The organism is Stappia sediminis (genome assembly GCF_009826895.1).
Classification (GTDB): domain Bacteria; phylum Pseudomonadota; class Alphaproteobacteria; order Rhizobiales; family Stappiaceae; genus Hongsoonwoonella; species Hongsoonwoonella sediminis.
Genome location: NZ_WUMV01000009.1, coordinates 276,860 through 303,464, shown reverse-complemented (window position 1 = coordinate 303,464; position 26,605 = coordinate 276,860). Strand labels below are relative to the sequence as shown.

Here is a 26,605-nt window from a genome sequence, read left to right as displayed (position 1 = left end):
GTAACCCTTAAATGAAGAATCGAGACGAACGAACGATTAACCCTTCTGGCGGGCTTTCTTTTCTCTGGCAAGACGGTCGCGGATTTTTGCGGCCCGGCCCGGTTTCTCGCTCTGGCGGGATCGGCCAAGGGCGAGGGCGTCGGCGGCGACATCCTCGGTGATGACGCTGCCGGCGGCGGTATAGGCCCCGTCGCCGATGGAAACGGGGGCGACGAGCGTGGCGTTGGAGCCGATGAAGGCGCCCGCGCCAATGTCGGTATGGTGCTTCAGGAAGCCGTCGTAATTGCAGGTGATGGTTCCGGCACCCACGTTCGCCTTCGCACCGACCCGTGCATCGCCGATATAGCTGAGGTGATTGACCTTCGCGCCGGCCTCAATCGAGGCGTTCTTGATCTCGACGAAATTGCCGATATGCGCCGTCTCGCCGATGCGCGCGCCGGGGCGCAGACGCGCGTAGGGGCCGACGGTGGCGCCGGCCGCGACATGCGCGCCCTCCAGGTGACTGAAAGCGCGAATGCGCGCGCCGGCCTCGACCGCCACGCCCGGCGCAAAGACGACGTTGGGTTCCACCGTCACATCGGGCTCAAGGCGGGTGTCATGGGAAAAGAACACCGTTTCAGGGGCAATCAGGCTGACGCCGGAAGCCATTACCCGCTCGCGCGCAAGGTTCTGGAAGACGGCTTCGACGGCGGCAAGCTGCCCGCGCGTGTTGATGCCCTGAACTTCCCACTCGGGCGCCGTTTCGGTTTCAAGACGCAAGCCCCGCGCGTGGGCGATCCCGATCGCGTCGGTAAGGTAGAATTCGCCCTTGGCGTTTTCATTGCCGATCGCGCTCACGAGATCGGAGAATTGCGTGCCACGGAACGCCATAATGCCGGAATTGCAGAGGGTTATCGCCTTTTCCGGATTCGATGCGTCACGCTCTTCGCGTATCGCGACAAGGCGCTCGCCTTCCTTGATCAGGCGGCCATAGCCGAAGGGGTCGGCAGCCTCGAAGCCGAGGACGACGACATCCGCGCCATCTTCAAGGCGGGCTTTCACGCGCTGGATGGTCTCGGGCGATACGAGCGGCGCATCGCCAAGCAGGACGAGGATGTGATCCGGCGCATCGCGATAAGCCGCCTCGGCGGCACGCACGGCATGGGCGGTGCCAAGGCGCTCTTCCTGAATATGGCAGCTGGCGGAGGGCGAGATGCCCTCGACGAGCTTTTCAAGGTCTTCCATGCCGGGGCCGATGACGACGGCCGCGCGCCCGACATCCGCCGCCTGAACCGCCTTCAGCACATGGCCGACGAGCGGCAGCCCGCCGACCTCATGCATGACCTTGGGCCTGTCGGACTTCATGCGGGTGCCGAGACCGGCGGCAAGGACGATGGCCAAAGTCGAGGGTACTGGCGAGGAGGACGCGGACATGAAGGAACCCCAGAGCAGGAAAACGCTTTGCGTTTCTTGGCTGGGCGACGGTGCGGCGTCAAGTGGGGAGGGGAAGGAGGGCTGCTTTGAAGTAGCAGTTATGACATGGCAACTTTCACCGATAGCCGCTATGCCACATTTAATTCGGTAAATTGAGCAAAGCTGATGTATTCCGCCGCTTCAAGCCCGCTGAGGTACGCATTACCTTTGCCCCCAGGCGGGCTATCTACGGTGTAGCCAAGCATGTCTGCGCGTCGTGGTTGCCAAGCATTCCTTGATTTATCTGAAGTCACAGAGCGGTATGGGCAGTTCGTCGATTGAACCAGGCACTAATCCGCTTTCGCCATTTGGAATGTGGGGGTCTGACTGGAAACTGCAGTTGATATGCCTTGCGCTGCTTTGAATTATGGGAATTCGTCAGCATCATCCGGGTCATTGAATCGGATGCATTCATCCCCTTCATTATCTGTCCGCCAATCGTCGCAGGCACACCGGTGAATACATGATAGACTGTCCAGGTTCCGTCGCCTTCGATACGTCGTCCATACTCGTTGTACATAGAGTCGCGGTTGGACGCCCCGCCGTCGTCATCCCATCTATCCAGCCCAAATTTTGGGGACTTGGATTCATTATTTGTCTTTTGACGCGGCATTTTATGCGCTGAAATATTCAAAGTGCTTTCAGTAAAATCGCTGAAAATTGTGGATTGAGCCGAAAACGGCGACCATTTGTTTAGCTCAATATGCCCCGTCCTATTGTGGAAAATTCGTTGATTCACTCTGCCTGATCCACTGCATGGCGGCCATAAGAGTGGGGCGACGATCAAGTTTTCGTTTTTTGCTGGCATGATGAAACCCTCATAGTAGCTACAGAGTGAAATAAATTCGAGACACGTGTTGGTGGTGACGGGGCATCCAACTGCATTCGCTTGTGCCAACCTGCGTCAACACGGACCATGACGAGTAGGTGTTTCTTAGAGATATTTTTGGGCGTTGCCCCTCAAGTAGAAGTTCAAAATTAACATAAATACCCATTGGCAAAATAAAAATATATTTTAATTGAGGTTTTATAAAGGCTGACTAAAAATATATGCGATAGCTATAAGAAAAAAATCAATTAAAAATAATTCTATCTAAAAAATATATATATCAAAAAATAAAAATCAATATGAAACACACCATAGGTGCTGCAAATTTCCTTTTCCCGAAAATAAAGGTGCTTTCATAGCGGAATACGATCTGTCAGGCCCCAGTTTGTCCCACCCGCGCAAATTTTGCACCGGGTTCAAAGTTGGTATCCGGCATATCGGGATACCCCCCGGTGTTTCAGCGTCACCGTGAGAATATGGAAGACAAAAAAGGCGGGCGCGCTATGTGAACTTATCTGAGATGACTTTTTCTCCTCAGAGAAGGTGGCAATGGCGAAACAGCCATAACAGGCGTCCCAAGAGACAGTAAGCAACCGGCTCCGCAAAGCCAGAGAGCGACAACAAATGTTGAAATTTACGAATTTAGGCCGCAGCTACGATCCGGTGCTTCGGCGCATCAACTTCACAGGTTTCGATGGTGAACTGGAAGTTCCGTTTACCGTTGACGTGGATGTCTTGACTTCCTTACCGGCAGAAAAGTACGGAGATAAGGCAGCATATTTAATCGCCTTTGACGCAGACAGAAGTTCGATTAATGACGTTGCCCGGGAAATTTATTATAATAGCAGCAAGAAAATATACTTACTCACTCCTGTAGATTTCCAATAAGGCCTGCCCTGGATCCATGCTAATAAGATATGGCTACGAAATTACACTGACGTGTCCGCAGCCAACTCCGATGGTATGCCTTCTCTCGGTGCATGAAGACCGCGAGGCGGACATTCGCGTACCCGAAAAGTTGTACTTCACGCCTGATATTCCAAGCACGACCTACCATGACATGTTCGGCAACCTCTGCCGGCGCTTTGTGGCTCCGGCAGGCGATCTGACGCTTTGGGGCGACGCGACAATTGAGGACGACGAAAAGCCTGACCCGGAAGATTGGGGAGCTGCCGAAATCCCGGTTGCCGACCTTCCGGACGATTGTTTGGTCTACCTGATGGGCAGCCGGTATTGCGAGACCGACCGGTTAAGCCAGATTGCGTGGGACATGTTCGGAACGGCGCCTCCGGGATGGGGACGTGTTCAGACGGTCTGCGACTTCGTTCATGGCCACATCCATTTCGACTACATGCAGGCCAGGGCAACGCGAACCGCATTTGAAGCGTTCAACGAACGTGTTGGCGTCTGTCGCGACTTCGCCCATCTTGCGGTGGCGCTGTGCCGCTGCCTGAACATTCCGGCGCGCTATGTAAACGGCCACCTCGGCGATATCGGCGTGCCCGTGGTCGACCCCATGGATTTCTCAGCCTGGATGGAGGTCTATCTGGGCGGCAAATGGTACACGTTCGATCCGCGCAACAATGCACGGCGCATTGGCCGGATCGTGATCGCACGTGGCCGGGACGCCACAGACATCCCTCTCATCAACTCATTCGGCCCGCACGTTCTGAAGTCCTTCCGCGTATGGACTTACGAGGTGGCGAGTGTTTGAAGACTGTCGCGAACTTGGGCGTGCGCCGAACATGCCCATCAGCGATTCGTTCAATGTTCGGATTTCTCCGGAGGAGCATAAGAGGGTCGCGATGGCAGCGGCCGAAGACGGGCAATCGCTGAACAGTTAAATTTCTGGGGCGATAATGCGACGTCTTGCCAGACTGGAGAGGCGGGCGATCCATGGGAAATCGCCCGAGCGGATAATCAACGCCGTCAAGCCTGCAAAAGCGATGGCATGAATCATGAGAGTCGATAGACGCAAGGCCGATACGGCAAGCGGCCTTGCCCGCTCGTTCCCGGTCGCCGTACCCTGTCAGAACCGTGGCGAAGGCACGGGCCTTCACCGCCGCCACGGACGCTTCGGGGGAGGGGTTCGATGATCTGGGGCAAAGACGTCCTCAACGACCATCGCCGGGACGTTCGCACGAACGACGGCGTACGCCTGAGCGTAATCGACATAGGCCACGGCCAGCCGCTCCTTATATTGCCGGCATGGTCCAACGCCGCGATCGAATACTGGCGCCAGATCGACGATTTCGCGCGGGACCATCGGGTTATCGCGGTCGATATGCGCGGTCATGGGGCGTCCGAAAAATGCGGGCATGGCTATCGCGTGAGCCGTCTCGCAGCCGATCTCGACGGGTTGTTGAGGGAACTGGACGTCACCGACGCCATTGTCATGGGTCACTCCATGGGATGCTCGGTGATCTGGGCGTATATCGACCTCTTCGGACCGGGGAAGCTGGCGAGGCTCATCCTTGTCGACCAGGCCGCGACGCAACTCATCCAGCCGTGGTGGTCGCAGCAGGAACGGCTCGATTATGGTTGCCGCAACACCATCGGGGACATCTTCGATTTATGCGCGGACCTGACGGGTTCGGCAGGAGAACAAAAGACGCGCGAACTGTTTCTGGGCTTTTCACGTCGAGTTTCCCCATTGAGGAGGCCGAGGCGATCGTGCAGGAGGTGTTGAAGATGCCGCGTCGCCACGCCGCTGCGCTGATGCTCGACCATGCGCCGCGCGACTGGCGAGACGTCATATCCCGGATCGCAATCCCCACGCTGGTCGTCGGCGCGCAAAAGAGCGTATTTCCAGCGGAATCGCAGGCATGGATCGCAGGCCGGATACCGGGTGCCGCCCTTGAAATCTTCGATGAGGACGACGGCGGATCGCATTTCATGTGCATGGAGAACGCCGAGCGCTTCAATGCGGTCGTGAGAGGTTTTCTCGCAAAGTGACGCACGGCCGCTCCGCCAGTTGCGCCGTACTCCGGTTCATGGCCTGGCATCGCGGGCTTTCCCCCAACAGTTTTTCGCATGGGGCAATCGACTTTTTGCATTTCGGCCCCGAGGCTAATGCGGCTTAGCATCCCCCTTGTGACGCCGCTTGCCTTCAAGGCGAGGGCGGCGCCGATAACCAGTGCGCGGGGTCGACCGCGCCGGAACCAGAGGGGGCAAGGCCTGTGCGCAACCGGGGGCTTTGTCTTGACGCCAGATGTCGAGCTTTTCCTTGAACGCCGTGCCGAGCATCGTCTCCGGCGCAGGCAAGGCCGAAGATCTCGGCCGGATACTGCATGACCTGCGGCTTGGAACCTGCAGCGTCTTTCTTGTCGCCGATCCGGGGTTGACGCACCTTGGCATGACGAAACGCATCGCCGACATCATGAAGGGCGCCGGACACCGGGTCGTCACCTTCAGCGATATCAAGAGCGACCCGAGCGAGGCACAGGTGCGCGCGGCTGTCGACAAGGCGCGCGAAAAGGGAGCGGAGGCCGTCGTCTGCCTCGGCGGGGGATCGGCGCTCGACGCGGGCAAGCTGATCGCCTCGCTGATCGGCGCGCAAGGCGACGTGTCGGATTATCGCCTCGGCGCGAGCCCGCTTCCGGTCGCGCGGGTGCCGCTCGTCTGCGTGCCGACGACCGCTGGTACGGGATCGGAAGCGACGTCGGTTTCCATCGTCTCGGGCGATGACGGGGCGAAATACTGGTTCTGGGCACCCTCGCTGAAGCCCGATTCCGTTGTGCTGGACCCGGAGTTGACGACGGGCTTGCCGGCGCATCTGACGGCCGCATGCGGGATCGACGCGATCGTGCATGCCATGGAAGCGGCGACGAACGCCAACGCGTTCGAGACCAACAACCGGGTCTGCCTCGATGCGATCAACCTCGGCGCGCGGCACCTGCCGGTCGCCGTATCCGAGCCGAACAACATCGAGGCGCGTGCCGGAATGCTGCTCGCCGCGACATATGCCGGCATCGGCATCGACAACGCGGGCACGGGGATTGCCCATAACGTCGCCCATGCGCTTGGCAGCCTCGTGCCGATCCACCACGGGCGGGCAGTGGCTGTCGCCATGTGCGCAACGCTCTGCTGGTCGATGGAAAAGGACAAGCTGCGCTACACGGAAGTGGCCCGCGCCTTCGGCTGCGAGCGAACCGGTGAGCTGCCGATGTCCTTCGCCGCTTTCGTGCGCAGGCTCGGCATTACGCTGAACCTCGAAGAAGAGCTTCCCTTCCTTGCCCCTAGCCGGCTGGCCGAGCAGATGGCGCGGCCCGAGAACGCGGCGATGCGCGCCTCAAGCTACCGGGAAGCGAGCGACGACGATCTTCTGCTCCTGGCGGAACGCACGCTCGCCTTCCGCTGATATGACGGTGGGTTTCAGGAAGGCAGCGGGCGAAGGGTGGGCAGGCGCGAAGATAACGGCCATCGAGAATTCTCATCACGCGCTTTAGGTCACGGGCTCAGGGGCGAGCTTGGACACGCATCGCGGATCGCGCTTCTCATTTCGAAAGCCAAGGCTTAGTCTTTTTCCTTGAGGGATTCCCAATTCGCTGCATGGAACCGCTTTTTCGATGTCGACGACCATCGACCGCCGCAGACTGCCGCTCAACTCGCTGCGCGCCTTCGAGGCGGCCGCGAGACACATGAGCTTTACCCGCGCCGCCGAAACTCTCGGCGTGACACAAAGCGCGGTAAGCCGGCACGTGCTGAACCTAGAGGAGGTCGTCGGGGTCGCGCTGTTCGACAGGCGCGGCTCCATGCTGGCGCTGACCGACGCGGGCCAGGACCTGCTTTCCCATGTGACGCCCGCCTTCGACCGGCTGATCAAGGCGCTTGACGGGATACAGGGGCAGGACCGGGGAGGGATGCTGCGCATCGCGCTGCCGCCGTCATTCGCCTTCAGGTGGGCAAGCCCGATCATCGAGGCGTGCAGGAGCGAGGGCAACATTCGCATCGAGATCGAAACCCCATACGAGATGGTGGACCTCGACCATACGAACCACGATGTCGCAGTCGTCTTCTCGCGCCCCAAGGCGACGAGCGAGGTGATGGACCTTTTGTGGATGGAGGAACTGACGCTGATCTGCCGGCCCGACCAGGTGGAAGGCAGGGGCGAGCCGGACCTGAACGAAATGCTCAGGCGTCACGCCGTCGTCCACGTGCGAAACGCTGGCGGGCGGCATTCGGCCTGGCGGCACTTCCTGCGCGAAATGGGGGCGGACATCAACCTCAGCGACGGGCTCGTGTTCGACACGGCGCATCTGGCGCTCGAATTCGTCATGCGCGAAGGCGGGCTGATCGTCGCCGACCGGCATCTTGCGCATGACGACATCGAGGCGGGCAGGCTGGCCGCGCCTTTCGAGGTCACGTCGGAATCGGGCTTCGGGTATTTCATGCTGCTCCGCCCCGAGGACATGCAGCGCGAGGCGGTGCAGTTCTTCCGAAGGCGCATGGTGGAGCGCTTTGCGGGTGCCGCGCGGGAAACGGCTTGAAAGGAAACACAATGGGAGGAGGCGCCATGACGATTGAATACCGGCGAATGACGCGCGCCGATCTCAACCTTGCAATCGACTGGGCAGCCGAGGAAGGCTGGAACCCCGGGCGCGACGACGGAGATCCGTTTTTCGCCGCCGACCGCGACGGGTTCCACATGGCAACCGTCGGCGGGGAACCGGCGGCGGTGATTTCCGCCGTGCGCTACGGGAAGGGCTACGCCTTCGTCGGCTTTTACATCGCCCAGCCGGAGCACCGTGGCAAGGGCATCGGCTGGGGCCTGTGGCAATACGCGATGGAAACGCTGAAAGGACGCACCATCGGCCTCGACGGCGTGGTGGATCAGCAGGAAAACTACGCGAAATCCGGCTTCGAGCTTGCCCACCGCAACATACGAATGAGCGGGATTTCCATCACCGATACGCCGATGGACCCGAGACTTTCCATGATCGGGCGCGGGCTCTACCCGAGCGTGAAGGCCTATGACAAGCCGTTCTTCCCCGACGACCGCAGCCCGTTCCTCGCTGCGTGGCTGACGCCCGAGGAAAACCGGCGCGGCTTCGCGCTGGTGGAGGATGGCGAGGTTAAGGGCTACGGCGTGATCCGCGCCTGCCTCGACGGCTTCAAGATCGGTCCGCTGTTCGCCGATACGGAAGCCGGTGCAGATACGCTTTTCCGCGCGCTTGCCGGGATGGTGCGGGGTCAGGAGGTGATCCTCGATATCCCCGAGACGAACAATGCGGCGCAAGCGCTTGCCGAGCGCTACGAACTGTCGCCCGTTTTCGAGACGGCGCGCATGTATCGAGGCCGGAGGCCCGACCTGCCGCTGAAAAGAACCTTCGGTATCACGACCTTCGAACTTGGATAAAACAGGGAATTCCATGCTGCCGCATCTCGACCGTTACCGCGCGTTCCTGCCTTACCCTTCGGCCGATGTGCCGGCATCCGCCGAAGGACCGCTGAAAGGCCTGCGGCTTGCGGTGAAGGACCTCTTCGACGTCGCGGGCTATCCGACCGGCTGCGGCAACCCCCTGATGCTGGCGGCAAGCGGGATCAAGACGACGCATGCGCCCGCCGTCGCCAGGCTTTTGTCGGCCGGCGCCGACTTCTGCGGCAAGACGCATACGGACGAGCTTGCATGGTCGCTTTATGGCGTGAACGCGCATTTCGGAACGCCGGTAAACCCCGCCGCACCCGAGCATATCCCCGGCGGCTCCTCATCCGGATCGGCGGCGGCCGTTGCCGGACATCTGGCGGATATCGCGCTTGGAACCGATACCGGCGGATCTGTGCGCGCGCCTGCAAGCTTCTGCGGCATCTGGGGCATTCGCCCGACGCACGGGCGCCTGCCGCTCGACGGCTGCATGGCTCTTGCGCCGAGCTGGGATACCTGCGGCTTCTTTGCGCGCGACGGCGAGACGATGGAGCATGTCGCCAATGTCATGTACGACGTCGACGCGCACCCGCTGAAGGACCCGCGCCTGCTTGTTCCGCAAGACATGCTCGACGGCGTGGAAGCGGAAGGTCGCAGGCTGATCGAGACTGCGATCGAGCACATCGAGCATCGGCGGGGCAAGCTGAAGCGGGTGAACGTCTATCGGGGCGAGCGCGAGGCAATCTACACGGCGTTTCGCGAGATCCAGGCGGTGGAAGTGCTTGGCGTTCACGGAGACTGGGTGGAGCGTTATCACCCGCCGCTTGGCCCCGGCATCGCGGAACGCTTCGATTTCGCGCGCGGTGTCACGAGGGAGGCGCTGAAGCATTCAAAGGAACGGCGCGCAGACCTTGTGCGTCATCTCGAAGAGATCATCGGGTCGGACGGGGTGCTGGTCGCGCCCGTCGTGCACGACGCGCCATTGAGGCGCGACGACGGGCCGGCGAAATTCGATAGCTATCGGCACGACGCCATGAAGCTTCTCTGCGTATCGGGCCATACAGGCCTGCCGCAGGTTGTCTTCCCGCTGGGGCGCGTGCATGGTGCGCCTTTCGGCCTGTCGCTGATCGGGCCAAAGGGAACGGATCTCTCGTTGATCTCCCTGGCGCGCGAAATCTCCGAAATCGTCGCCTGAACGCATTCGTCCGTGTCGGATATGTGAAAGACACGGACGCAAACAGGCCATTGGGTAACGGCGCCCCGCGGGTTACGGTCGGAAATCCGGTATCAGCAGTAGGTGATATGCAGCGCTATTCGATCTTCTCCGTCGTCAGACACGCGCTTTCCGGCCACAAGAACTGGCAACCGGTGTGGCGTAAGCCCGAGCCGAAGCCGGAATATGACGTCATCATCATCGGTGGCGGCGGGCACGGCCTTGCGACCGCCTATTACCTTGCCAAGGAGCACGGGATCAGGAACGTCGCGGTGCTGGAAAAGGGCTGGCTCGGCTCCGGCAACATCGGCCGCAATACCACGATCGTGCGCTCCAACTACATGCTGCCCAAGAACAACCGCTTCTACGAATGGTCGCTGAAGCTCTGGGAAGGCCTGTCGCAAGACCTCAACTACAACGTCATGTTCTCGCAGCGCGGCGTCCTGAACCTCGCCCATTCGCCGGCGCAGATGGACGCATTTGCCAGACGCGGCAACTCACTCAGGATCGAGGGGGCGGACGCGGATCTGCTGGACCGCGACGAGGTGGCGCGCTTCGTGCCGGGCCTAGACGTCTCGGCCTCCACGAGGTTTCCCATCCATGGCGGTCTCTTGCAACGGCGGGCCGGCACGGCGCGCCATGATGCGGTCGCCTGGGGGTTCGCGCGCGGGGCGGATGCGCTCGGCGTCGACATCATCGAGAACTGCGAGGTCACGGGCTTTCAGAAGGACGGCGACCGGGTGATCGGCGTCGAGACAACGCGCGGACCGATCAGGGCGAAGAAGATCGGCGTGGCCGTGGCGGGCAGCACGTCGGAAGTGATGCGTCGGGCGGGCGTGGAGCGTCTTCCCATCGAAAGCCACGTTCTGCAGGCCTTCGTCTCCGAACCGCTGAAACCATTCATCGATTCCGTCGTCACCTTCGGCGCCGGGCACCTCTACATCTCGCAATCCGACAAGGGCGGGCTCGTCTTCGGCGGCAGCCTGGATGGCTACAATTCCTATGCGCAGCGCGGCAACCTGCCTCTGGTGGAAGAGGTGATGAGCGAAGTCGCCACCATGTTCCCGGCGATCAGGCGCATCAAGCTGCTTCGAAGCTGGGGCGGCATCATGGACATGTCGATGGACGGCAGCCCGATTATCACCACCGGGCCGCTGCCGGGCATGTATCTGAACGCCGGATGGTGCTACGGCGGCTTCAAGGCCACGCCCGGATCCGGCTGGTGTTTCGCCTGGACGATCGCCAAGGACGAGCCGCATCCGCTGAACGCCGCCTTCACACTCGACCGTTTCTACCAGGGCGCGGTGATCGACGAGGCCGGACACGGCCCGTTCCCGCGCCTGCACTGATACGACTGCGAAGAGTTTCAACCGATGATTATCCATTGCCCCGCCTGCGGACCGCGAAGCCACCACGAATTCACCTATGGCGGTGACGCGACGATCATACGTCCGGCGCCCGATGAAACGGACATCGCCAAATGGCAGGCCTTCGTCTACGACCGGGCAAACCCGAGGGGCGACCATAAGGAGCTGTGGCATCACGCATTCGGCTGCCGCCACTGGCTGAAAGTGACGCGGAACGTGAGTACGCACGACATTTCCGCCGTCGAACTGCTGGGACCGCATGCAAAAAACGCGCATGCCGGGGAGGCCGGTAAATGAGCGGCTACCGGCTTGGCAAGGGCGGTCTTCTGATCGACCGGGAAAAGGAAATCGCCTTTTGCTTCGATGGGACGATGCATGAAGGCTATGCGGGCGATACGCTTGCTTCCGCGCTTCTGGCCAGCGGGCAGACGCTTTTCGGCAGGTCGTTCAAGTATCACCGTCCGCGCGGGCTCTATTCCGCCGGCCCGGAGGAGCCGAACGCGCTGTTGGAGCTGAGGCCAGGCCCCAACCAGGTGCCGAACACCCGCGCAACCATGGTGGAGCTTCACGAGGGGCTGGAGGCGAACAGCCAGAACCGCTTCCCCTCGCTCGGCTTCGACCTTATGGCCGTCAACGACCGCTTCTCGCGGTTTCTCTCGGCCGGCTTCTACTACAAGACCTTCATGGGTACGGGCCAGCCCGTCTGGCATTTCTTCGAGCATTTCATCCGCCGGGCGGCGGGGCTAGGACGGGCGCGGCATGACGCCGACCCCGACCGCTACGAGAAAACCAACGCCTTCACCGATGTGCTCATCGTGGGCGCTGGGCCGGCCGGGCTGATGGCCGCGAAGGCGGCGGCGGACGCGGGCAAGCGCGTTCTTGTCGTCGATGAAAACGCGCAGGCCGGCGGCAGGCTGTGGGACGAGGGCGGCGAGGTGGATGGTCTGCCGACGCACGAATGGGCGAGGGCGGCGATCGCCGATCTTGAAGCGCGCGGGAACGTCACCCTGCTGCTTCGCACCTGCGTTTACGGCTATTACGACGACAACATCCTGGGTGCGAGCGAACGGGTTTCAGAACACAAGAAGACGCCTGGCGCCTTCGAACCCCGACACCGCCACTGGACGATCCATGCGAAAAAGGTCGTGCTTGCGACCGGTGCCATCGAGCGGCCAATCGCCTTTGCCGGCAATGACGCACCGGGCGTGATGCTTGCCTCCGCCGGGCTTGCCTATGCTGCACGCTACGGCGTTGCGGCGGGGCGCCGGGTCGCCGTCTTCGCGAACAACGACAGCGGCGCGCGAGCCGCGATCGCGCTGAGCGACCTCGGGGTCAACGTCTCGGCTCTTATCGACGCACGGGCAAGCCTGGGCGAAGGGCTGACGGGCGCCCTGTCGGCACGCGGCGTGATGGTCTGGAGCGGTTCGGCGGTCACCGCAACCAAAGGGCGGCGTGCGCTGAAATCCGTGATCGTCTCCGGCTATGACGCCGACCGCGGTGCGCTTGTTGGAGGCCGGGAGACGATCGCATGCGACGCGTTGCTCGTTTCCGGAGGGTGGACGCCGACCGTTCATCTGGCCAGTCAGGCGGGCGGGCCGCCGGTATTCGACGAGACGCTGCAGGCATTCCTGCCGGGAGAGCCGCGCGAGGACTGGATCGCCTGCGGCAATGTGGCGGGTGAACTCGATCTTGCAAGCTGCATCGAGGGCGGGACGCGCGCCGGAGCCGAAGCGGCGGGCGCGGTGTTCCGCGAGGATGCATTGCCGAAGGTGCATGGCGTTTGCGGCCCGGAGACGCCGCTGCCCGTCTGGGAAGTGCCGGCGGCGGGCAAGGGCAAGGTCTTCGTCGACCTGCAAAACGACGTGACGGCGGAGGATGTGCGCCTTTCGGAGCGCGAAGGCTTCCGCTCGGTCGAGCACCTGAAACGCTACACCACGCTCGGCATGGCGGCCGACCAGGGCAAGACGTCCAACGTCAACGGCCTTGCGATCCTCGCCAGGGCGCGCGGACAGTCGATCCGCGAGGTTGGGTCGACGCGCTTCCGCCCGCCTTACCAGCCTGTGCCGATCGGCGCGATCGCGGGCCGCGAGGCGGGCGCCCATCTGATGCCCGTCCGGCGCACACCGATGCACGACTGGCACCTTTCGCATGGCGGAGAGATGATGGAAGCCGGCCTGTGGATGCGCCCGCAAATCTATCGCCGCGAAGGGGAAACGCTGGAAGAGGCCTATGTGCGCGAGGCACGCAACGTGCGCGAAAACGTCGGCATCGTCGACGTTTCCACGCTCGGCAAGATCGACGTGCAGGGACCCGACGCGGCGAAATTCCTCGATCTGATCTACACCAACGCCATCGGCAAGGTGAAGGTGGGCAAGGCGCGCTACGGGCTGATGCTGCGCGAGGACGGCATACTCTTCGACGACGGCACGGCGTGGCGGCTTGGCGAGAACCACTATCTCGTCACCACGACGACGGCGGGTGCGGCGGCCGTCCTTGCCCACATGGAATATTATCTTTCCGCGATCTGGCCGGAGCTGAAGGTGCATGTCGCCTCCGTCTCCGACCAATGGGCGGGAACGGCGGTCGCCGGCCCGAAGGCGCGCGATCTTCTGCAAACAATCGTAGCGGACTGCGATCTGTCCCATGACGCGCTGCCGCAGATGGGCATCGCCGACGGCAGGATCGGTGAAATCGAGGTGAAGATCGCACGGCTGTCGTTTTCCGGCGAATTGGCCTATGAGGTCTATAGCGGGTGGAACGAGGGGCTTGCCGTGTGGACGGCGCTTCATGAGGCGGGGCTTCCATTCGGCCTGATGCCTTACGGCATGGAGGCGATGGGGACGCTCAGGATCGAGAAGGGCCACGTGACGCACGCGGAAATGGACGGGCGCACGACCGCCGCCGACCTTGGCCTTGGCGGGCTTGCGGCGAAGAAGAAACCTTATATCGGCAGCGCGATGCAGGACCGCCCGGCACTGGCCGATCCGGACAGGGAGGCGATGGTGGGTCTTGTCTCGAAGGACGGCGAACCGATCCCCGCCGGCAGCCACCTGGTGACCGACGACGGCAGAAGCCTCGGCCATGTAACGGCCTTCGCCTTTTCGCCGATGAAGGAGACCTATATCGCGCTTGCGCTGTTGAAACAGGGGCGGGAGCGGATCGGCGATACGCTGGAAGCCGCGTTTCCACTGAAGAACAAGAGCATCACCGTGGCGGTGGCGGACCCCTGCTTCTACGACAAGGACGGGAGCAGGCTCAATGTCTGACACCGATATGCCGAGGCTTCTGGAACCGGGCAAGCGCGACGGGCGCGATCCGAACGCGCTTTCCTTTCGCGAGGCGCGCCCGGCAAGCATCTGCGAAGTGGCGAGCTGGCCGGACCGGCTGGAAGCGGTTGCGAACGAGCTTTCCAAATCATGCGGTGTCAATCTGCCGAAAGGACCGGGAGGCTTTACCGCAGGAGGCGGCAAGCGGCTTTGCTGGCTTGCCTTCGGCAGGTTCCTCGTTATTTCGGAAGATGCCACGACGACGGCCGCGCTGAAGGAGCGGATATCGACGGATGACGGTTCGGTCGTCGATCTCGGCCACGCGCGCTATGGCGTGAGGATCGAAGGGGAAAAGGCGGCTGCCGTGCTCAACAAGGCGGTTGCGATCGACCTCGACATTGCCGCCTTTCCGGCTGGCGCTCTCGCCCAGGCGCCGATCCACCACATTCCGGTGCTGATCATGCGGCTGGACGACGCGCGATTCGATGTGTTCGCACCTTCAAGTCTTGCGCAGGCCTTCGTGGACTGGCTGGAAGATGCCGCGCAGGAGTTCGGCTACCATATCGGCGCGCCCGGCGGGCTTTCCTGAGAATCTGTGGGCGCGCGGCAACTGTGATAGCCGTTCTTGCGCGGTAACCTAGATATCAGCTTGCTAACGTCACATTTCTGATATTTCTACATGTCCAGCCGCTGATCCAGAGTGCTTTTCGACCGGACGGAATCGCCTGGCCGATAAGAAATCGCTGCAGATTCAATGCTCTAGCACAGTGGTAAAAGCCTTTATCGCGCGCGGAATTACAAAAATGACGACGACTTATCCAGCCGACGCCAGATCGGCGGCCCAGCCCGGTTTCGTGGCGAAGCTGATCTTTTACGCAATCGTGCCGACGGCGGTCCTTGTCGCGCTTTTGTATATCGCCCATGTGAGCCCTGCTGCATATGACGCCAATTTCGGCGGCGAGACAGGCTACCTCGAGATATCGCACATCGTCCTCCCGCTTATCGCGGCCTTCATGGCTGCGCGGCTGATCTTCGCCTTCCATCGCGACCGCAACCTGCCGATGACCCTGTTCAGCGTGCTGGCTGTCGCCGCAAGCGTTTTCGCGGCCGGCGAGGAGGCAAGCTACGGACAGCACTTCTTCGGCTGGGAGGCGGAGGGCGTATTCCGCGAACTCAACGACCAGCAGGAAACGAACCTGCACAATATCGGCTCCTGGTTCGACCAGAAGCCGCGGGCGATCCTGGAAGCCATCACCATTCTGGCCGGCCTTGTCGTGCCCTTCATGCAGGAACGGGTGAGGAGCTGGCTGCCGACGTTCATGAAGCCCTATGTGACGGGCTTCTGGTTCATGCCGATCGCGATCCTGATCCAGCTTTCCGAACTGCCGAAGCGCCTCGGACTCGGAGGTGTGGGCATCATTCCCGACATTCGCTACAGCGAAGTCCAGGAATTCTTCATTTTCTATTTCCTCGTGCTGGCGGTCTGGCACATTTCCGAATGCCGCAGACGCGATATCGCGGGGCGGGCCCAGGCCTGACGCCCGCCCGCGCGAGTTCGAACGTCATCACTTGCGAGAATTGGTGATGATGTTGTGCTCCGGCCCGAAGGGAAAGCCGGTGATGTTTTCCGCACCGTCTTCCGTCACGATCAGGATGTCGTGCTCCCGGTAGCCGCCCGCACCCGGCATCCTTTCCGGGATCATGATCATCGGCTCCATGGAAACGACCATACCGGGCTCAAGCACCGTCTCGATATCCTCGCGCAGTTCCACCGACGCCTCGCGCCCGTAGTAATGACTGAGCACGCCAAAGGAGTGCCCGTAACCGAAGGAGCGGTATTTCAGGAGGTCGTGCCGGCGATAGATCTCATTGAGTTCGGCGGCGATATCGCAGCAGCGGGCGCCGGGGCGGATGAGCTTGAGCCCCGCCCGGTGAACGTCGCAGTTGATCTGCCAAAGGCGCAGGTGCTCGGCTGAGGCATATTCGCAAAAGAGCGTGCGCTCCAGCGCGGTGTAGTAACCGAAGATCATCGGAAAGCAGTTGAGCGAGAGGATATCGCCCGGCTGGATGACCTTGTTCGTGACAGGGTTGTGCGCACCGTCCGTGTTGATGCCCGACTGAAACCACGTCCAGGTGTCCATCAACTCCACGAAGGGAAAGGAACGCGCGATCTCGCGGATCATGGCGGTGGTGGAGGCTATCGCCACTTCGTGTTCGGGAACGCCTGCCGCGACCGCCTCCACGAGTGCCGCGCCGCCGACGTCGCAAATGCGCGCGCCCTCGCGAATGAGCTTGCGCTCTTCCGTGGACTTGATCGTGCGCTGTTTCATGACGTCGGAGGCAATGTCCACGAATTCGGCGCCAGGAAGGGCCTGCTCGAGCAGGCGGCGCGTGTCGAGAGAGACGTGGTCGAATTCGATGCCTATGCGCCGGGCACCCTTGGCCAGCGTCGCAACGGCATGGAAATAATTGTCCCTGCGCCAGTCCGTGTAGGTGAGGCAGTCGCCATGGGTGCGCCGCCAGGGTTGGCCGCCGTCGATAGCCGCGGCGATCGTCGTTGCGTCGGTCCGGTCGACGAGGAAGCCGTAGCGCCTGCCGAAAGAGCAATAGAGGAAGCCGGAGAAGTAGCAGACATTGTGGTAGGAGGTGAAAAGGCAGGCATCGATATCGCGCTCCGCCATCATCGCCCGAAGCTTCGCCTGCCTTCCATCCATCTCCGCGCCCGAAAAGGGCGTGTAGGCCTTCTCTCCATTGTGCCAGCGTACCAGACGGTCCATCTCGTTCGTCATTCCATCGCTCTCCTTCCTGTTCGTGGCCTAAACAAAAAACGGGCCGGCTCCGTCTGGAGCCGGCCCGCCAGGCCTGGTTGAAGTCGGTGCGTCGCGCGCCCGGATCAGATGTTTGAACCGACCATCGAGCGCGAAGCGCGGTGTTTGTGCATCAGCCCGGCGACAGGCCGCGCAACCTTTCCGACCGACGACGGAGCATTTCCAACGTGGTCAGCAGCAAAATCGACAGGAACACCATAACAGACGCTACGGCAAGAATGGTAGGCGAAATTTGCTCGCGCAAGCCGGTGAACATCTGCCAGGGCAGCGTCTTCTGGCTGGCCGAGCCAAGGAAGAGCACCACCACCACTTCGTCGAAAGAGGTGATGAAGGCGAACAGGGCGCCGGAGACCACGCCAGGGACGATGAGCGGCATCTGCACCCTGAAGAAGGTGGTGATGGGATCCGCCCCGAGGTTGGCCGATGCCCGCGTCAGGCTCCTGTCGAAGCCGACGAGGGTTGCCGTAACCGTCACGATGACGAAGGGCGTGCCGAGGGCCGCATGGGCAAGCACGACGCCCCAGTAGGTGCCCTGAAGCCCGATGCGGGAGTAGAAGAAATACATGCCGGCCGCGGAAATGATCAGCGGCACGATCATCGGCGAAATCAGGATCGCCATGATCGCAGAGCGGTAGGGCACGTGGCTTTGCGAAAGACCGATCGCGGCAAGCGTGCCGAGCGCGGTGGCAAGAAGCGTTGCGACGGGAGCGATCAGGAACGAATTCTTGAGCGCCCCCTGCCAGTCCGGATTGTAGAAGAAATCCTGATAGTGCTTCAGCGAATAGCCTGCGGGATCGAACGCCAGCATCTCCTTCGTGAAGGTGAAGAAGTCCTGAGCGTTGAAGCTGAGCGGGATGATCACCATGATCGGGAAGATGAGGAAGAAGAAGATCAGCGCGCAGATGACCCTGAAGCCGTAATGCCACGCGATCTGGCCCGCCGAGTAGTAAGGAGGAAGATTTCTCATTGCTGGTCCTCCTTAACCGAGCTTCACGTTATCGATGCCGACGATCTTGTCGTAGACGTAGAAGAGCAGCAGCACGAGCGACAGCAGGATGACGCCGAGCGCGGCCGCAAGCCCCCAGTTGAGCGACGACGAGATGTGGTAGGCGATACGGTTGGAGATGAAGATGCCGTCGGTGCCGCCGACAAGTTCCGGCGTGATGTAGTAACCGATCGACAGGATGAAGACCAGGATCGCGCCGGCGCCGATGCCGGGGATCGTCTGCGGGAAATAGACCCGCCAGAAAGCGGTCCAGTCCGTCGCGCCGAGGCTTCTGGCCGCGCGCATGTAGGACGGCGAGATCGTGCGCATGACCGAATAGAGCGGCAGGATCATGAACGGCAGCAGGATGTGCGTCATGGCGATGATCGTGCCGGTCTGATTGTTGATCATGACGATACGGTCGGTATTGGAAACGAGGCCGAGCCATACCAGCGTGTCGTTGATCACGCCTTGCTGCTGCAGCAGCACCTTCCAGGCGGACGTTCGCACGAGAAGCGACGTCCAGAAGGGCAGAAGCACCAGGATCATCAAGAGGTTCGAGTAGCGCAGCGGCAGGTTCGCCAGAAGGAAGGCGATCGGATATCCAAGCAGCAGGCATGAGCCGGTGATGACCATGCTGAGGAACATCGTGCGCCAGAAGAGGTAGAGATAGATGCGCTCATCCTCCGGCTTCATCTTGATGCCTTCGATGCCGTATTCGGCGTCGACCGCGTTCAGGAAGTAGCCGGGCGTATATTTCGGCGAATAGCGCTTGAGGAACAGCCAGGTCTCGACCTTGCCCCAGTCCTTGTCGACCTTGATGAACTGTTCCTTGTAATTGCCCTCGTCCATACGGTCGACACGCCGGCCCGTCTTGCGGAACAGGCTGGACATGCCCGAAAGCTCATAGTTGAGCCGGGAGCCAAGGCGCGTATGGGACTTTTCATCCACCGCAATCAAAAGGTCGTCGTGAAGGGCGGCATAGACATTCTCGTCGGGAAGTTCCCCGCTCGAGGCGTTCCATGCGCTCAACGCGGCCACCGTCTTCGGCAGCGTGTCGGCGACGATGCGGTTTTCAACCGAACGGAACAGCATGTCCGCGATCGGCAAGAGGAACGAGACCAGAATGAAGATGAGCAGCGGCGCGATGAGCACCAGCGAGCGCATCTTCTCGCGCCTGAGCGCTCTTGCGAGGCTGACCTTGAGAGGCGTTCCGTCCTGCGTTGTCAGGACCGGTCCACCGTTGGCCGTTGTATCCGTCATGGCGGTATTCGCGCTTTTTGTCGTTTGTACCGGAAGGATTTCTTGAGCAAAGACGGGGCCGCTGAGGCCCCGTCTTCATGACGTGATCTTACTGCGTCAGCCAAGCCTGGAACTTGGCGTCGAGATCGTCGCGATAGTCCGCCCACCACTCGTAGTTATACAGGAAGGTGTTCGTCGCGTTGGCCGGATCCGTCGGCATATGCGGCGCCATGTCGATGCCGAGCGTGGCGTGCTTGCCGACGAGCGGAGCCGAGGACTTGCGGGCCGGGCCGTAGGAGATGTACTTCGCCTGGTCGGCCAGACGCTGCGTATCGGTCGCGAAATACAGATAGTCCTTGACCATCTGCAGGCGGTCCTCGGGAAGGCCGGTCGGGATGATCCACCCGTCAAGGTCGAACACCTGGGCGTCCCAGAGCATCTTCACCGGCTGCTTCTGCTCTTCGATCAAGGAGAAGAGGCGGCCGTTGTAGGTGGAGCCGATGACGACTTCCTTGTCGGCCAGAAGCTGCGGCGTTTCTGCGCCCGCAGACCACCAGACAACCTGGTCCTTGATGGTGTCGAGCTTGGCAAGCGCGCGGTTCACGCCTTCCTCGGTCTCAAGCACGTCGTAGACTTCGTCCTTTGCCACGCCGTCGCACAGAAGAGCCCATTCCATGTTGTTGATGGGGCGCTTTTCGAGCGAACGCTTGCCGGGGAAGTTCTCCAGGTCGAACACGGCGCAAATGTCTTGCGGTTCCTTGCCGTTCCACTCGGCAACGTCCGACCGGTAACCGAAGGTGGTCGAATAGACGATCTGCGGGATGAAGCAATCGGAGACGATCAGGTCGCCAAAGTCTTCCGAGGCGGGTGTTCCGTCCGGAGCCGGGGCGAGCATCTCGTCAAAATTGATTTCCATCGCAAGGCCTTCGTCACAAAGGCGAATGGCATCGGAAGCGACGACGTCAACAAGATCCCAGGTGATGTTGCCCGCCTCGTTCATGGCGCGCAGCTTGGCGACGGCCTCGTTGGAGGATTCGTCGTTGATGATGTTGATGTCGGGATGCTGCTCCATGTAGGGCTTGTGGTAGGCGTTGTTCTGGCTTGCAGAATACGCACCGCCCCACGACACGATCGTCATGTCCTTGGCGACCGCGGCACCGGCGAACATCGCCGTGGCCGTGGTAGCCAGAATAAGCGTCTTGAGATTCATATTATCTCCCCTTTTCAGGTTGTCCTCTCGTTGGAGGCATTTACCGGATTGGTTCTTCACCCGGTATTTCGACGGGGCGGATAGGAAGCCTGCCGGCGGCAACGGCCTTCGTCGTGCCGGCCTGAAGAGGCGATCCCTGGCGTGCGTGCCGCCAGTTCAGGCCCGCATCAGGCGTTGCCGGAGGCTCCGGCGCCCCAATTCCTACTGCACAAAGTCGAGTGCCTTGCAGTCGTCCGCGGCCCATCCGATATCGACCATCTGGCCCACGGCGAGATCGCGTTTCTGGCCGCGGTTGCGGACCTTGACGACGAACTCCCGATTACCTGCGACATCCATTCGAACACGAATGTGGTCGCCGAGGTAGATCAGTTCCTCGACCTTGCCTTTCACGATATTTTCAAGACCTTGCGGTTCGAACTCGATTCGCTCCGGCCTGAGCGACAGGGTCGTCCGGTCACCGACGGCATTCACATTGACCTTGTCGGCCTTGAGCCTGGTGCCGTCGTCGAGTTCGACATCGCACAGGCTGCCGTTCACGTGCGTGACCTTGCCTTCCAGCTTGTTGTTCTCGCCGATGAACTGGGCGACGAAGGAATTCTGCGGATCTTCATAGAGATCGTCAGGACCCGAAAGCTGCTGGATGATCCCGTCGTTGAAGACGGCGATGCGGTCCGACATGGTCAGCGCTTCCGACTGGTCGTGCGTCACGTAGACGACCGACACGCCGAGATTCTCGTGAATGTGCTTGATCTCGAACTGCATCTGCTCGCGCAGCTGCTTGTCGAGAGCGCCGAGAGGCTCGTCCATCAGCACGAGTTCAGGCTCGAAAACAAGGGCGCGGGCAACCGCCACGCGCTGCTGCTGACCGCCTGAAAGCTGAGCCGGGCGGCGATTGCCGAAGGCGCCAAGCTCCACCATCTCCAGCGCGCGCTTGACCTTCTGTTCCTGCTCGGCCTTGCTCATCTTGCGAACCTGCAGAGGAAACGCGAGATTTTCCGCGACGGTCATATGCGGGAAAAGGGCATAGTTCTGGAAAACCATGCCGATGCCGCGCTTGTGCGGCGGCACATTGTTGATCGGGCGGCCGTTCAGATAAATCTCGCCATGGGTGGCGGATTCGAACCCTGCCAGCATCATGAGGCAGGTCGTCTTTCCGGAACCCGACGGGCCGAGCATCGTCAGGAACTCGCCGCGCTGGATATCAAGGTTGAGGTTTTTCACGACGAGCGATACGCCGTCGTACGATTTCTGCACCTCGCTGAACGAGACGATAATGTCTTTTTCGCTCACAGCCTGAAACTGCCCCCTTTTTCTTTGGTCTCAGCCGTTGGGTTGAACGGCGGGCCTGCTCTGGTTTTTCCGTCACAGTAACGCCAAAGTTTATGAAATCAAGGGCAACTTTCTAAAATCGGTGGAGTAAAGAAAATTGTGCAGTAATCGTATTAACAATGGGCAGTCAGCACGCAATTTATGCACGCTGACTGCCTTATTACCTATTGGTCAGTATTATTTACGGTCTTTCAGACGTTGCTGTCCGGGAATTCAGACTTTCTCCTTGTCATGAACGAGACGAGCTGTTCGTCGATAGCCGGATCGAGCTCGGGCGCCTCGTATTCGGAGAGCATCGCCTTCCAGCGCTGATTTGCGCGCTGTGCCGCGTCCCTGCTGCCGTCGGAGACCCATTGCTCGAACGAGTTGTTGTCCGCGATTTCGGAGCGAAAGAAAGCTGCCTCGAAATTGCGCTGCGTGTGCGAGGCACCCAGGAAGTGACCGCCGGGACCGACTTCGTTCAGCGCATCCATAGCCTGGGCTTCCTCCGAAAGATCGATGCCCTTCGCCAGCACATGCATCATGCCGAGCTGATCGGCATCCATGATGAACTTCTCGTAGGAAGAGCAAAGCCCACCCTCCAGCCAGCCGGCGGAATGCAGGGCGAAATTCACGCCGGAAAGCACGGTGGCATTGATCGTGTGCGCCGATTCCTGCGCGGACTGGGCGTCCGGCGTCTTTGAGGAGGTGAAGGAGCCGCCCGAGCGGAAGGGCAGGCCCAAACGGCGGGCGAGTTTCGCGGCGCCGTTCAAAAGCAGCGTGCCCTCCGGCGAGCCGAACGTGGGCGCGCCCGACTGCATGGAGATCGACGACACGAAGGCGCCGAAAACCACAGGCGCGCCGGGGCGGATGAGCTGCGTCAGGGCGCAGCCGGCAAGTGCTTCGGCGTAAAGCTGGGCAAGCGTGCCGGCGACGGTAACCGGGCTCATGGCGCCTGCGAGGATGAACGGCGAGACGATGCAGGCCTGGTTCGCCGCCGCATAGACCTTGAGGGCGCCGAGCATGGTGGAATCGAAAACGAGCGGCGAGTTCGCGTTGATGAGCTGGATCATCACGCAGTTGTTGTCGACGAACTCCTCGCCGAAGACGATCTTCGCCATCTCGACCGAATCGGCTGCGCGCTCGGCCGCCGTGACGGATCCCATGAATGGTTTGTCCGAATACTTGATATGGCTGTAGACCATATCGAAGTGGCGCTTGTTGACCGGAAGGTCGACCGGCTCGCACACCGTGCCGCCGGAATGGTGCATCCACGGCGAGGAATAGGCGAGCTTCACGAAATTCCGGAAATCCTCGATCGTGCCGTAACGGCGGCCGTTGTCGAGGTCGGTCACGAAGGGGGGGCCGTAGACGGGCGCGAAGACGGTATTGTTTCCGCCGATCTCGGCGTTGCGGGCAGGATTTCGCGCGTGCTGGGTGAACTGTGAAGGTGCGGTCTTTACGATTTCGCGCAGCATGCCCTTGTCAAAACGCACGCGTTCGCCGGAGACGTCGGCGCCGGCATCCTTCCAGATCTTGAGCGTATCCGGATCGTCGCGAAACTCGATGCCGATTTCCTGGAGGATCCTGTCGGCATTGGCCTCGACGATCTCGGCCCCCTCATCGGAAAGAAAATCGATCAGCGGGATGTTGCGGGAAATATAGGGGGTGGCGATGGCGGTCTGTCCGCCGCTCCGGCGATCGCGCCGCGCCGCCCGTCCCCGCCTTGCGCCACGCACGTCCAAATCAGTCATTCTTGTCGACCTTTTTTAAGGCATATGCAGATGGCCTACTGTGCGCCCGCCCGGCTCGCGCCTGCGGCGTCAAACCGTCGCCGCATTGGTCAAATCCGTCATGTCGACCCACAAGTGCGACCGCATGCCAGCATGGCGCGTTGACGACATTTCCTGTCGCGCCGGCACGTCCTGCGCCCACCCATGTTTCTTAGGGTGAATTCAAATCGAAACGATATTTTCCGGCGATCAGGCATCTGGCCGGACGGGCAAGGAAGACGAGGATGAAAAGTCACGCGCGTGTTGTGGTAATCGGCGGCGGCGTCGTCGGCGTGTCGACGCTATACCATCTGGTGAAGAAGGGATGGTCCGATGTTGTGCTGATCGAGCGCAAGGAACTGACCTCCGGCTCCACATGGCACGCCGCCGGCCTCCTGCCGCTGTTCAACATGAGCTACTCGGTCGGCCAGATCCACAAGTATTCGGTCAAGCTTTACGAGAGCCTGGAAGCGGAAACGGGCCAGCACGTCGGCCTGCGCCAGTGCTCCAACATTCGCCTCGCGCGCACCAAGGACCGCTGGGACGAATACATGTATTACGCCGGTGTGGCGGAGACGATCGGCGTCAACGTGAAGATCCTCACGCCCGAGCAGGTGAAGGAGATCTGGCCGCTTTGCGAGACGGACGATCTTCTGGGTGCGATCCAGCACGTCGACGACGGCTATGTGCAGCCGGCGGACCTGACGCAAGCCCTGGCAAAGGGCGCACGCGCGGGCGGGGCCGAGATCTACCGCTATACGACCGTTACCGGCATCGAGCAGAAGCCGGGCGGGGAATGGGTCGTCTCCACCGACAAGGGCGATATCACCTGCGAGCACATCGTTACCGCAACGGGCAATTTCGCGCGCAAGACCGGCGAGATGGTCGGCATCGATGTGCCGGTGATCCCGGTGGAACACCAGTATATCGTCACCGAACCGCACCCTGCGATCGTGGAGCGCCAGAAGGCGGGTCTGCCGGAAATGGGCGTGCTGCGCGAGAGCGATTCATCCTGGTACATGCGCGAGGAAAACGGCGGGTTGCTGCTTGGTCCCTATGAGGTCGGCGCGCCGTGCTGCTATGTCGACGGGCCGTCGGACGACAGCGAGTACGAGCTTTTCCAGGAAGACCTGGAGCGCCTGGAGCCGCATATCGAAACCGCGATCGCGCGCGTTCCGGCCTTCGGCGAAGTGGGCGTTAAGCAGGTCTACAACGGCGCAATCGCCTATACGCCCGACGGCTCGCCGATCATCGGCCCGGCGTGGGACCTCAAGAATTTCTGGCTGAACGAAGGCCATTCCTTCGGCGTGACGGCAGCAGGCGGTGCCGGCTGGCAGCTTGCCGAATGGATCGTGGAAGGGGAGCCCTCCATCGACATGATGGGCGTCGATCCGCGCCGCTTCGGCCCCTATGCCTCGCGCGGCTACCTGAAGCAGAAGAACGAGGAAGCCTACGCCAACGTCTTCACCACGCACTTCCCGGACGAGGAACGCGCGGCGGCCCGCCCGCTGAAACGCGCACCCTGCTACGACCGGATGAAGGCGCTCGGCGCCGTCTTCGGCTCCGTCTACGGCTGGGAACGGCCGAACTGGTTCGCCCCGCAAGGCTACCAACTCACCGAAGAAGACCTGAACCGGCCCGACGTTCTCCTCAACGAGAACCATTCGCCCGCGCTCGACGATGGGCGGATCGTGGAGAAATATTCCTTCCGCCGCTCGAACTACTTCGAGCATGTTGGCAATGAATGCCGGAACGTGCATGAAAACGTTGGCCTTCTCGATATGTCGGCCTTCGCCAAATGCACGATCAAGGGGCCGGGCGCTGAAAGCTGGCTTGAGCGCATTCTGGCCAACAAGATCCCGAAAAAGATCGGTCGCGTGGGCCTCTGTCACCTGCTGACGAAATACGGCGGCGTGAAGTCCGAGTTCACGGTCTACAAGACTGGCCCGCAAAGCTACTATCTCGTCTCGGCCGGCGCTTTCGAGCGCCACGACCACGACGTCCTCCAGAAGCTCCTGCCGACAGATGGTTCGGTTCGCTTCACCCCGGTGACGACGGCCTATGGCGTGCTGGTGCTGGCAGGGCCGAAGGCGCGCGACGTGCTTGCCAAGCTGACGGACGCCGATCTTTCCAACAAGGCGTTCCCGTGGCTGACGGGCAAGCGCATCAGCATCGGCCACGCGATGGCCGACGCGCTTCGCGTCAACTTCGTCGGCGAACTTGGCTGGGAGTTCCACCACCCGATCGAGATGCAGACCACGATATTCGACCTCCTGATGGAGGCAGGTGCGGAATTCGGCATCAAGCCGTTCGGCATCCGGGCGATGGATTCCATGCGGCTCGAAAAGTCCTACCGCCTGATCCCGCGCGAACTTTCGATCGAATATTCCGCGCTTGAAAGCGGTCTCGACCGGTTCGTGCGCCTCGACAAGGAAGATTTCCTCGGCAAGGCGGGGTTGGAGGCCTGGAAGGAACGCGGTTTCAAGTGGCAGTTCGTCACGATGGAAGTTCACGACGTCACGGACGCGGATGCGCGCGGCAACGAGGCGATCTACCGTGGCGGCGAGCTCGTCGGCCGGGCGACGTCTGGCGGATATGGCTGGCGCGTCGGCAAAAGCCTTGCCCTTGCCATGGTGCACCCGGATCTTGCCGAAGTCGGCACGGAGCTTGAGATCAAGATCCTGGGCCGAATGCACCGCGCGACGGTCGTCCCAGAAAGCCCGTTCGACCCGGAGAACGAAGCTCTCCGAGCCTGATAGGGTAGACGAA

The 26,605-nt window shown here is 61.3% G+C and carries 24 protein-coding genes; 16 read left to right on the top strand and 8 right to left on the bottom strand.

From position 1 onward, the window contains the following. Window positions 1-36 precede the first annotated feature (36 nt). Window positions 37-1,413, bottom strand: a complete 1,377-nt coding sequence (gene glmU / locus GR183_RS19820; RefSeq protein WP_160777401.1) for a bifunctional UDP-N-acetylglucosamine diphosphorylase/glucosamine-1-phosphate N-acetyltransferase GlmU — start codon at window positions 1,411-1,413, stop codon at window positions 37-39. A gap of 289 nt (window positions 1,414-1,702) precedes the next feature. Continuing rightward, entirely contained in the window at window positions 1,703-2,260 is a 558-nt protein-coding gene (locus tag GR183_RS19815; RefSeq protein WP_160777400.1) for a hypothetical protein, read from the bottom strand. 645 nt (window positions 2,261-2,905) lie between these two features. Here GR183_RS19815 and GR183_RS19810 point away from each other — a divergent pair. The 15 genes from GR183_RS19810 to GR183_RS19740 all read left to right on the top strand — a co-directional run bounded on the left by GR183_RS19810 (window position 2,906) and on the right by GR183_RS19740 (window position 16,029). Then, a complete protein-coding gene (locus GR183_RS19810; protein WP_160777399.1) occupies window positions 2,906-3,169 on the top strand; it encodes a DUF1488 family protein in 264 nt (87 codons plus the stop codon). Window positions 3,170-3,185: 16 nt separating this feature from the next. Further along, window positions 3,186-3,995 (top strand): transglutaminase-like domain-containing protein, encoded by an 810-nt coding sequence (locus GR183_RS19805; RefSeq protein ID WP_160777398.1) that lies wholly within the window; start codon window positions 3,186-3,188, stop codon window positions 3,993-3,995. Next, a complete protein-coding gene (locus GR183_RS19800; RefSeq protein WP_312846861.1) occupies window positions 3,988-4,125 on the top strand; it encodes a toxin-antitoxin system HicB family antitoxin in 138 nt (45 codons plus the stop codon). Before GR183_RS19805 ends, GR183_RS19800 begins: the two co-directional genes overlap by 8 nt. 114 nt (window positions 4,126-4,239) lie before the next feature. Further along, on the top strand, window positions 4,240-4,377 hold the full coding sequence (locus GR183_RS19795) for a hypothetical protein (protein ID WP_160777396.1): 138 nt from the start codon (window positions 4,240-4,242) through the stop codon (window positions 4,375-4,377). Beyond that, window positions 4,374-4,970 (top strand): alpha/beta fold hydrolase, encoded by a 597-nt coding sequence (locus GR183_RS19790; protein WP_160777395.1) that lies wholly within the window; start codon window positions 4,374-4,376, stop codon window positions 4,968-4,970. The genes GR183_RS19795 and GR183_RS19790 overlap by 4 nt, the downstream gene beginning before the upstream one ends. Before the next feature lie 2 nt (window positions 4,971-4,972). Beyond that, complete coding sequence (locus tag GR183_RS19785) at window positions 4,973-5,236, top strand: alpha/beta fold hydrolase (protein ID WP_160777394.1); 264 nt, start codon at window positions 4,973-4,975, stop codon at window positions 5,234-5,236. Between the two features lie 256 nt (window positions 5,237-5,492). Next, window positions 5,493-6,641: an iron-containing alcohol dehydrogenase gene (locus GR183_RS19780; RefSeq protein WP_160777393.1), complete on the top strand. Its 1,149-nt coding sequence runs from the start codon at window positions 5,493-5,495 to the stop codon at window positions 6,639-6,641. Between the two features lie 208 nt (window positions 6,642-6,849). Further along, complete coding sequence (locus GR183_RS19775) at window positions 6,850-7,770, top strand: LysR substrate-binding domain-containing protein (RefSeq protein WP_160777392.1); 921 nt, start codon at window positions 6,850-6,852, stop codon at window positions 7,768-7,770. Window positions 7,771-7,796: 26 nt separating this feature from the next. After that, the gene (locus GR183_RS19770) at window positions 7,797-8,639 is read left to right on the top strand and encodes a GNAT family N-acetyltransferase (protein ID WP_202396204.1); all 843 of its coding nucleotides are present in this window, start codon (window positions 7,797-7,799) and stop codon (window positions 8,637-8,639) included. Between the two features lie 13 nt (window positions 8,640-8,652). Next, window positions 8,653-9,840, top strand: a complete 1,188-nt coding sequence (locus GR183_RS19765; protein WP_160777390.1) for an amidase — start codon at window positions 8,653-8,655, stop codon at window positions 9,838-9,840. 107 nt (window positions 9,841-9,947) lie between these two features. Continuing rightward, window positions 9,948-11,207 (top strand): sarcosine oxidase subunit beta family protein, encoded by a 1,260-nt coding sequence (locus GR183_RS19760; RefSeq protein WP_160777389.1) that lies wholly within the window; start codon window positions 9,948-9,950, stop codon window positions 11,205-11,207. A 24-nt stretch (window positions 11,208-11,231) separates the two neighbouring features. Next, window positions 11,232-11,522 (top strand): sarcosine oxidase subunit delta, encoded by a 291-nt coding sequence (locus tag GR183_RS19755; RefSeq protein WP_160777388.1) that lies wholly within the window; start codon window positions 11,232-11,234, stop codon window positions 11,520-11,522. Then, window positions 11,519-14,491, top strand: a complete 2,973-nt coding sequence (locus GR183_RS19750; RefSeq protein WP_160777387.1) for a sarcosine oxidase subunit alpha family protein — start codon at window positions 11,519-11,521, stop codon at window positions 14,489-14,491. The genes GR183_RS19755 and GR183_RS19750 overlap by 4 nt, the downstream gene beginning before the upstream one ends. Continuing rightward, window positions 14,484-15,080, top strand: a complete 597-nt coding sequence (locus GR183_RS19745) for a sarcosine oxidase subunit gamma (protein WP_160777386.1) — start codon at window positions 14,484-14,486, stop codon at window positions 15,078-15,080. Before GR183_RS19750 ends, GR183_RS19745 begins: the two co-directional genes overlap by 8 nt. A gap of 214 nt (window positions 15,081-15,294) precedes the next feature. Beyond that, window positions 15,295-16,029, top strand: a complete 735-nt coding sequence (locus tag GR183_RS19740; RefSeq protein ID WP_160777385.1) for a hypothetical protein — start codon at window positions 15,295-15,297, stop codon at window positions 16,027-16,029. A 27-nt stretch (window positions 16,030-16,056) separates the two neighbouring features. Here the strand turns inward: GR183_RS19740 and GR183_RS19735 are convergent, their stop codons facing one another. From GR183_RS19735 to GR183_RS19710, 6 genes are all read right to left on the bottom strand, one after another. Next, entirely contained in the window at window positions 16,057-17,280 is a 1,224-nt protein-coding gene (locus GR183_RS19735) for a M24 family metallopeptidase (RefSeq protein WP_160777384.1), read from the bottom strand. Between the two features lie 151 nt (window positions 17,281-17,431). Beyond that, a complete protein-coding gene (locus tag GR183_RS19730; protein ID WP_160777383.1) occupies window positions 17,432-18,286 on the bottom strand; it encodes an ABC transporter permease in 855 nt (284 codons plus the stop codon). Between the two features lie 12 nt (window positions 18,287-18,298). Further along, the gene (locus GR183_RS19725; protein ID WP_160777382.1) at window positions 18,299-19,567 is read right to left on the bottom strand and encodes an ABC transporter permease; all 1,269 of its coding nucleotides are present in this window, start codon (window positions 19,565-19,567) and stop codon (window positions 18,299-18,301) included. 88 nt (window positions 19,568-19,655) lie between these two features. Then, entirely contained in the window at window positions 19,656-20,756 is a 1,101-nt protein-coding gene (locus GR183_RS19720; RefSeq protein WP_160777381.1) for an extracellular solute-binding protein, read from the bottom strand. 201 nt (window positions 20,757-20,957) lie between these two features. After that, window positions 20,958-22,046: an ABC transporter ATP-binding protein gene (locus tag GR183_RS19715; RefSeq protein WP_160777380.1), complete on the bottom strand. Its 1,089-nt coding sequence runs from the start codon at window positions 22,044-22,046 to the stop codon at window positions 20,958-20,960. 230 nt (window positions 22,047-22,276) lie between these two features. Then, window positions 22,277-23,818: a trimethylamine methyltransferase family protein gene (locus GR183_RS19710; protein WP_160777379.1), complete on the bottom strand. Its 1,542-nt coding sequence runs from the start codon at window positions 23,816-23,818 to the stop codon at window positions 22,277-22,279. Window positions 23,819-24,081: 263 nt separating this feature from the next. Here GR183_RS19710 and GR183_RS19705 point away from each other — a divergent pair, with 263 nt between their 5' ends. Further along, window positions 24,082-26,592 carry a GcvT family protein gene (locus GR183_RS19705; RefSeq protein WP_160777378.1) on the top strand — a complete coding sequence of 837 codons (2,511 nt, stop codon included), beginning with the start codon at window positions 24,082-24,084 and terminating at the stop codon, window positions 26,590-26,592. Window positions 26,593-26,605 lie beyond the last annotated feature (13 nt).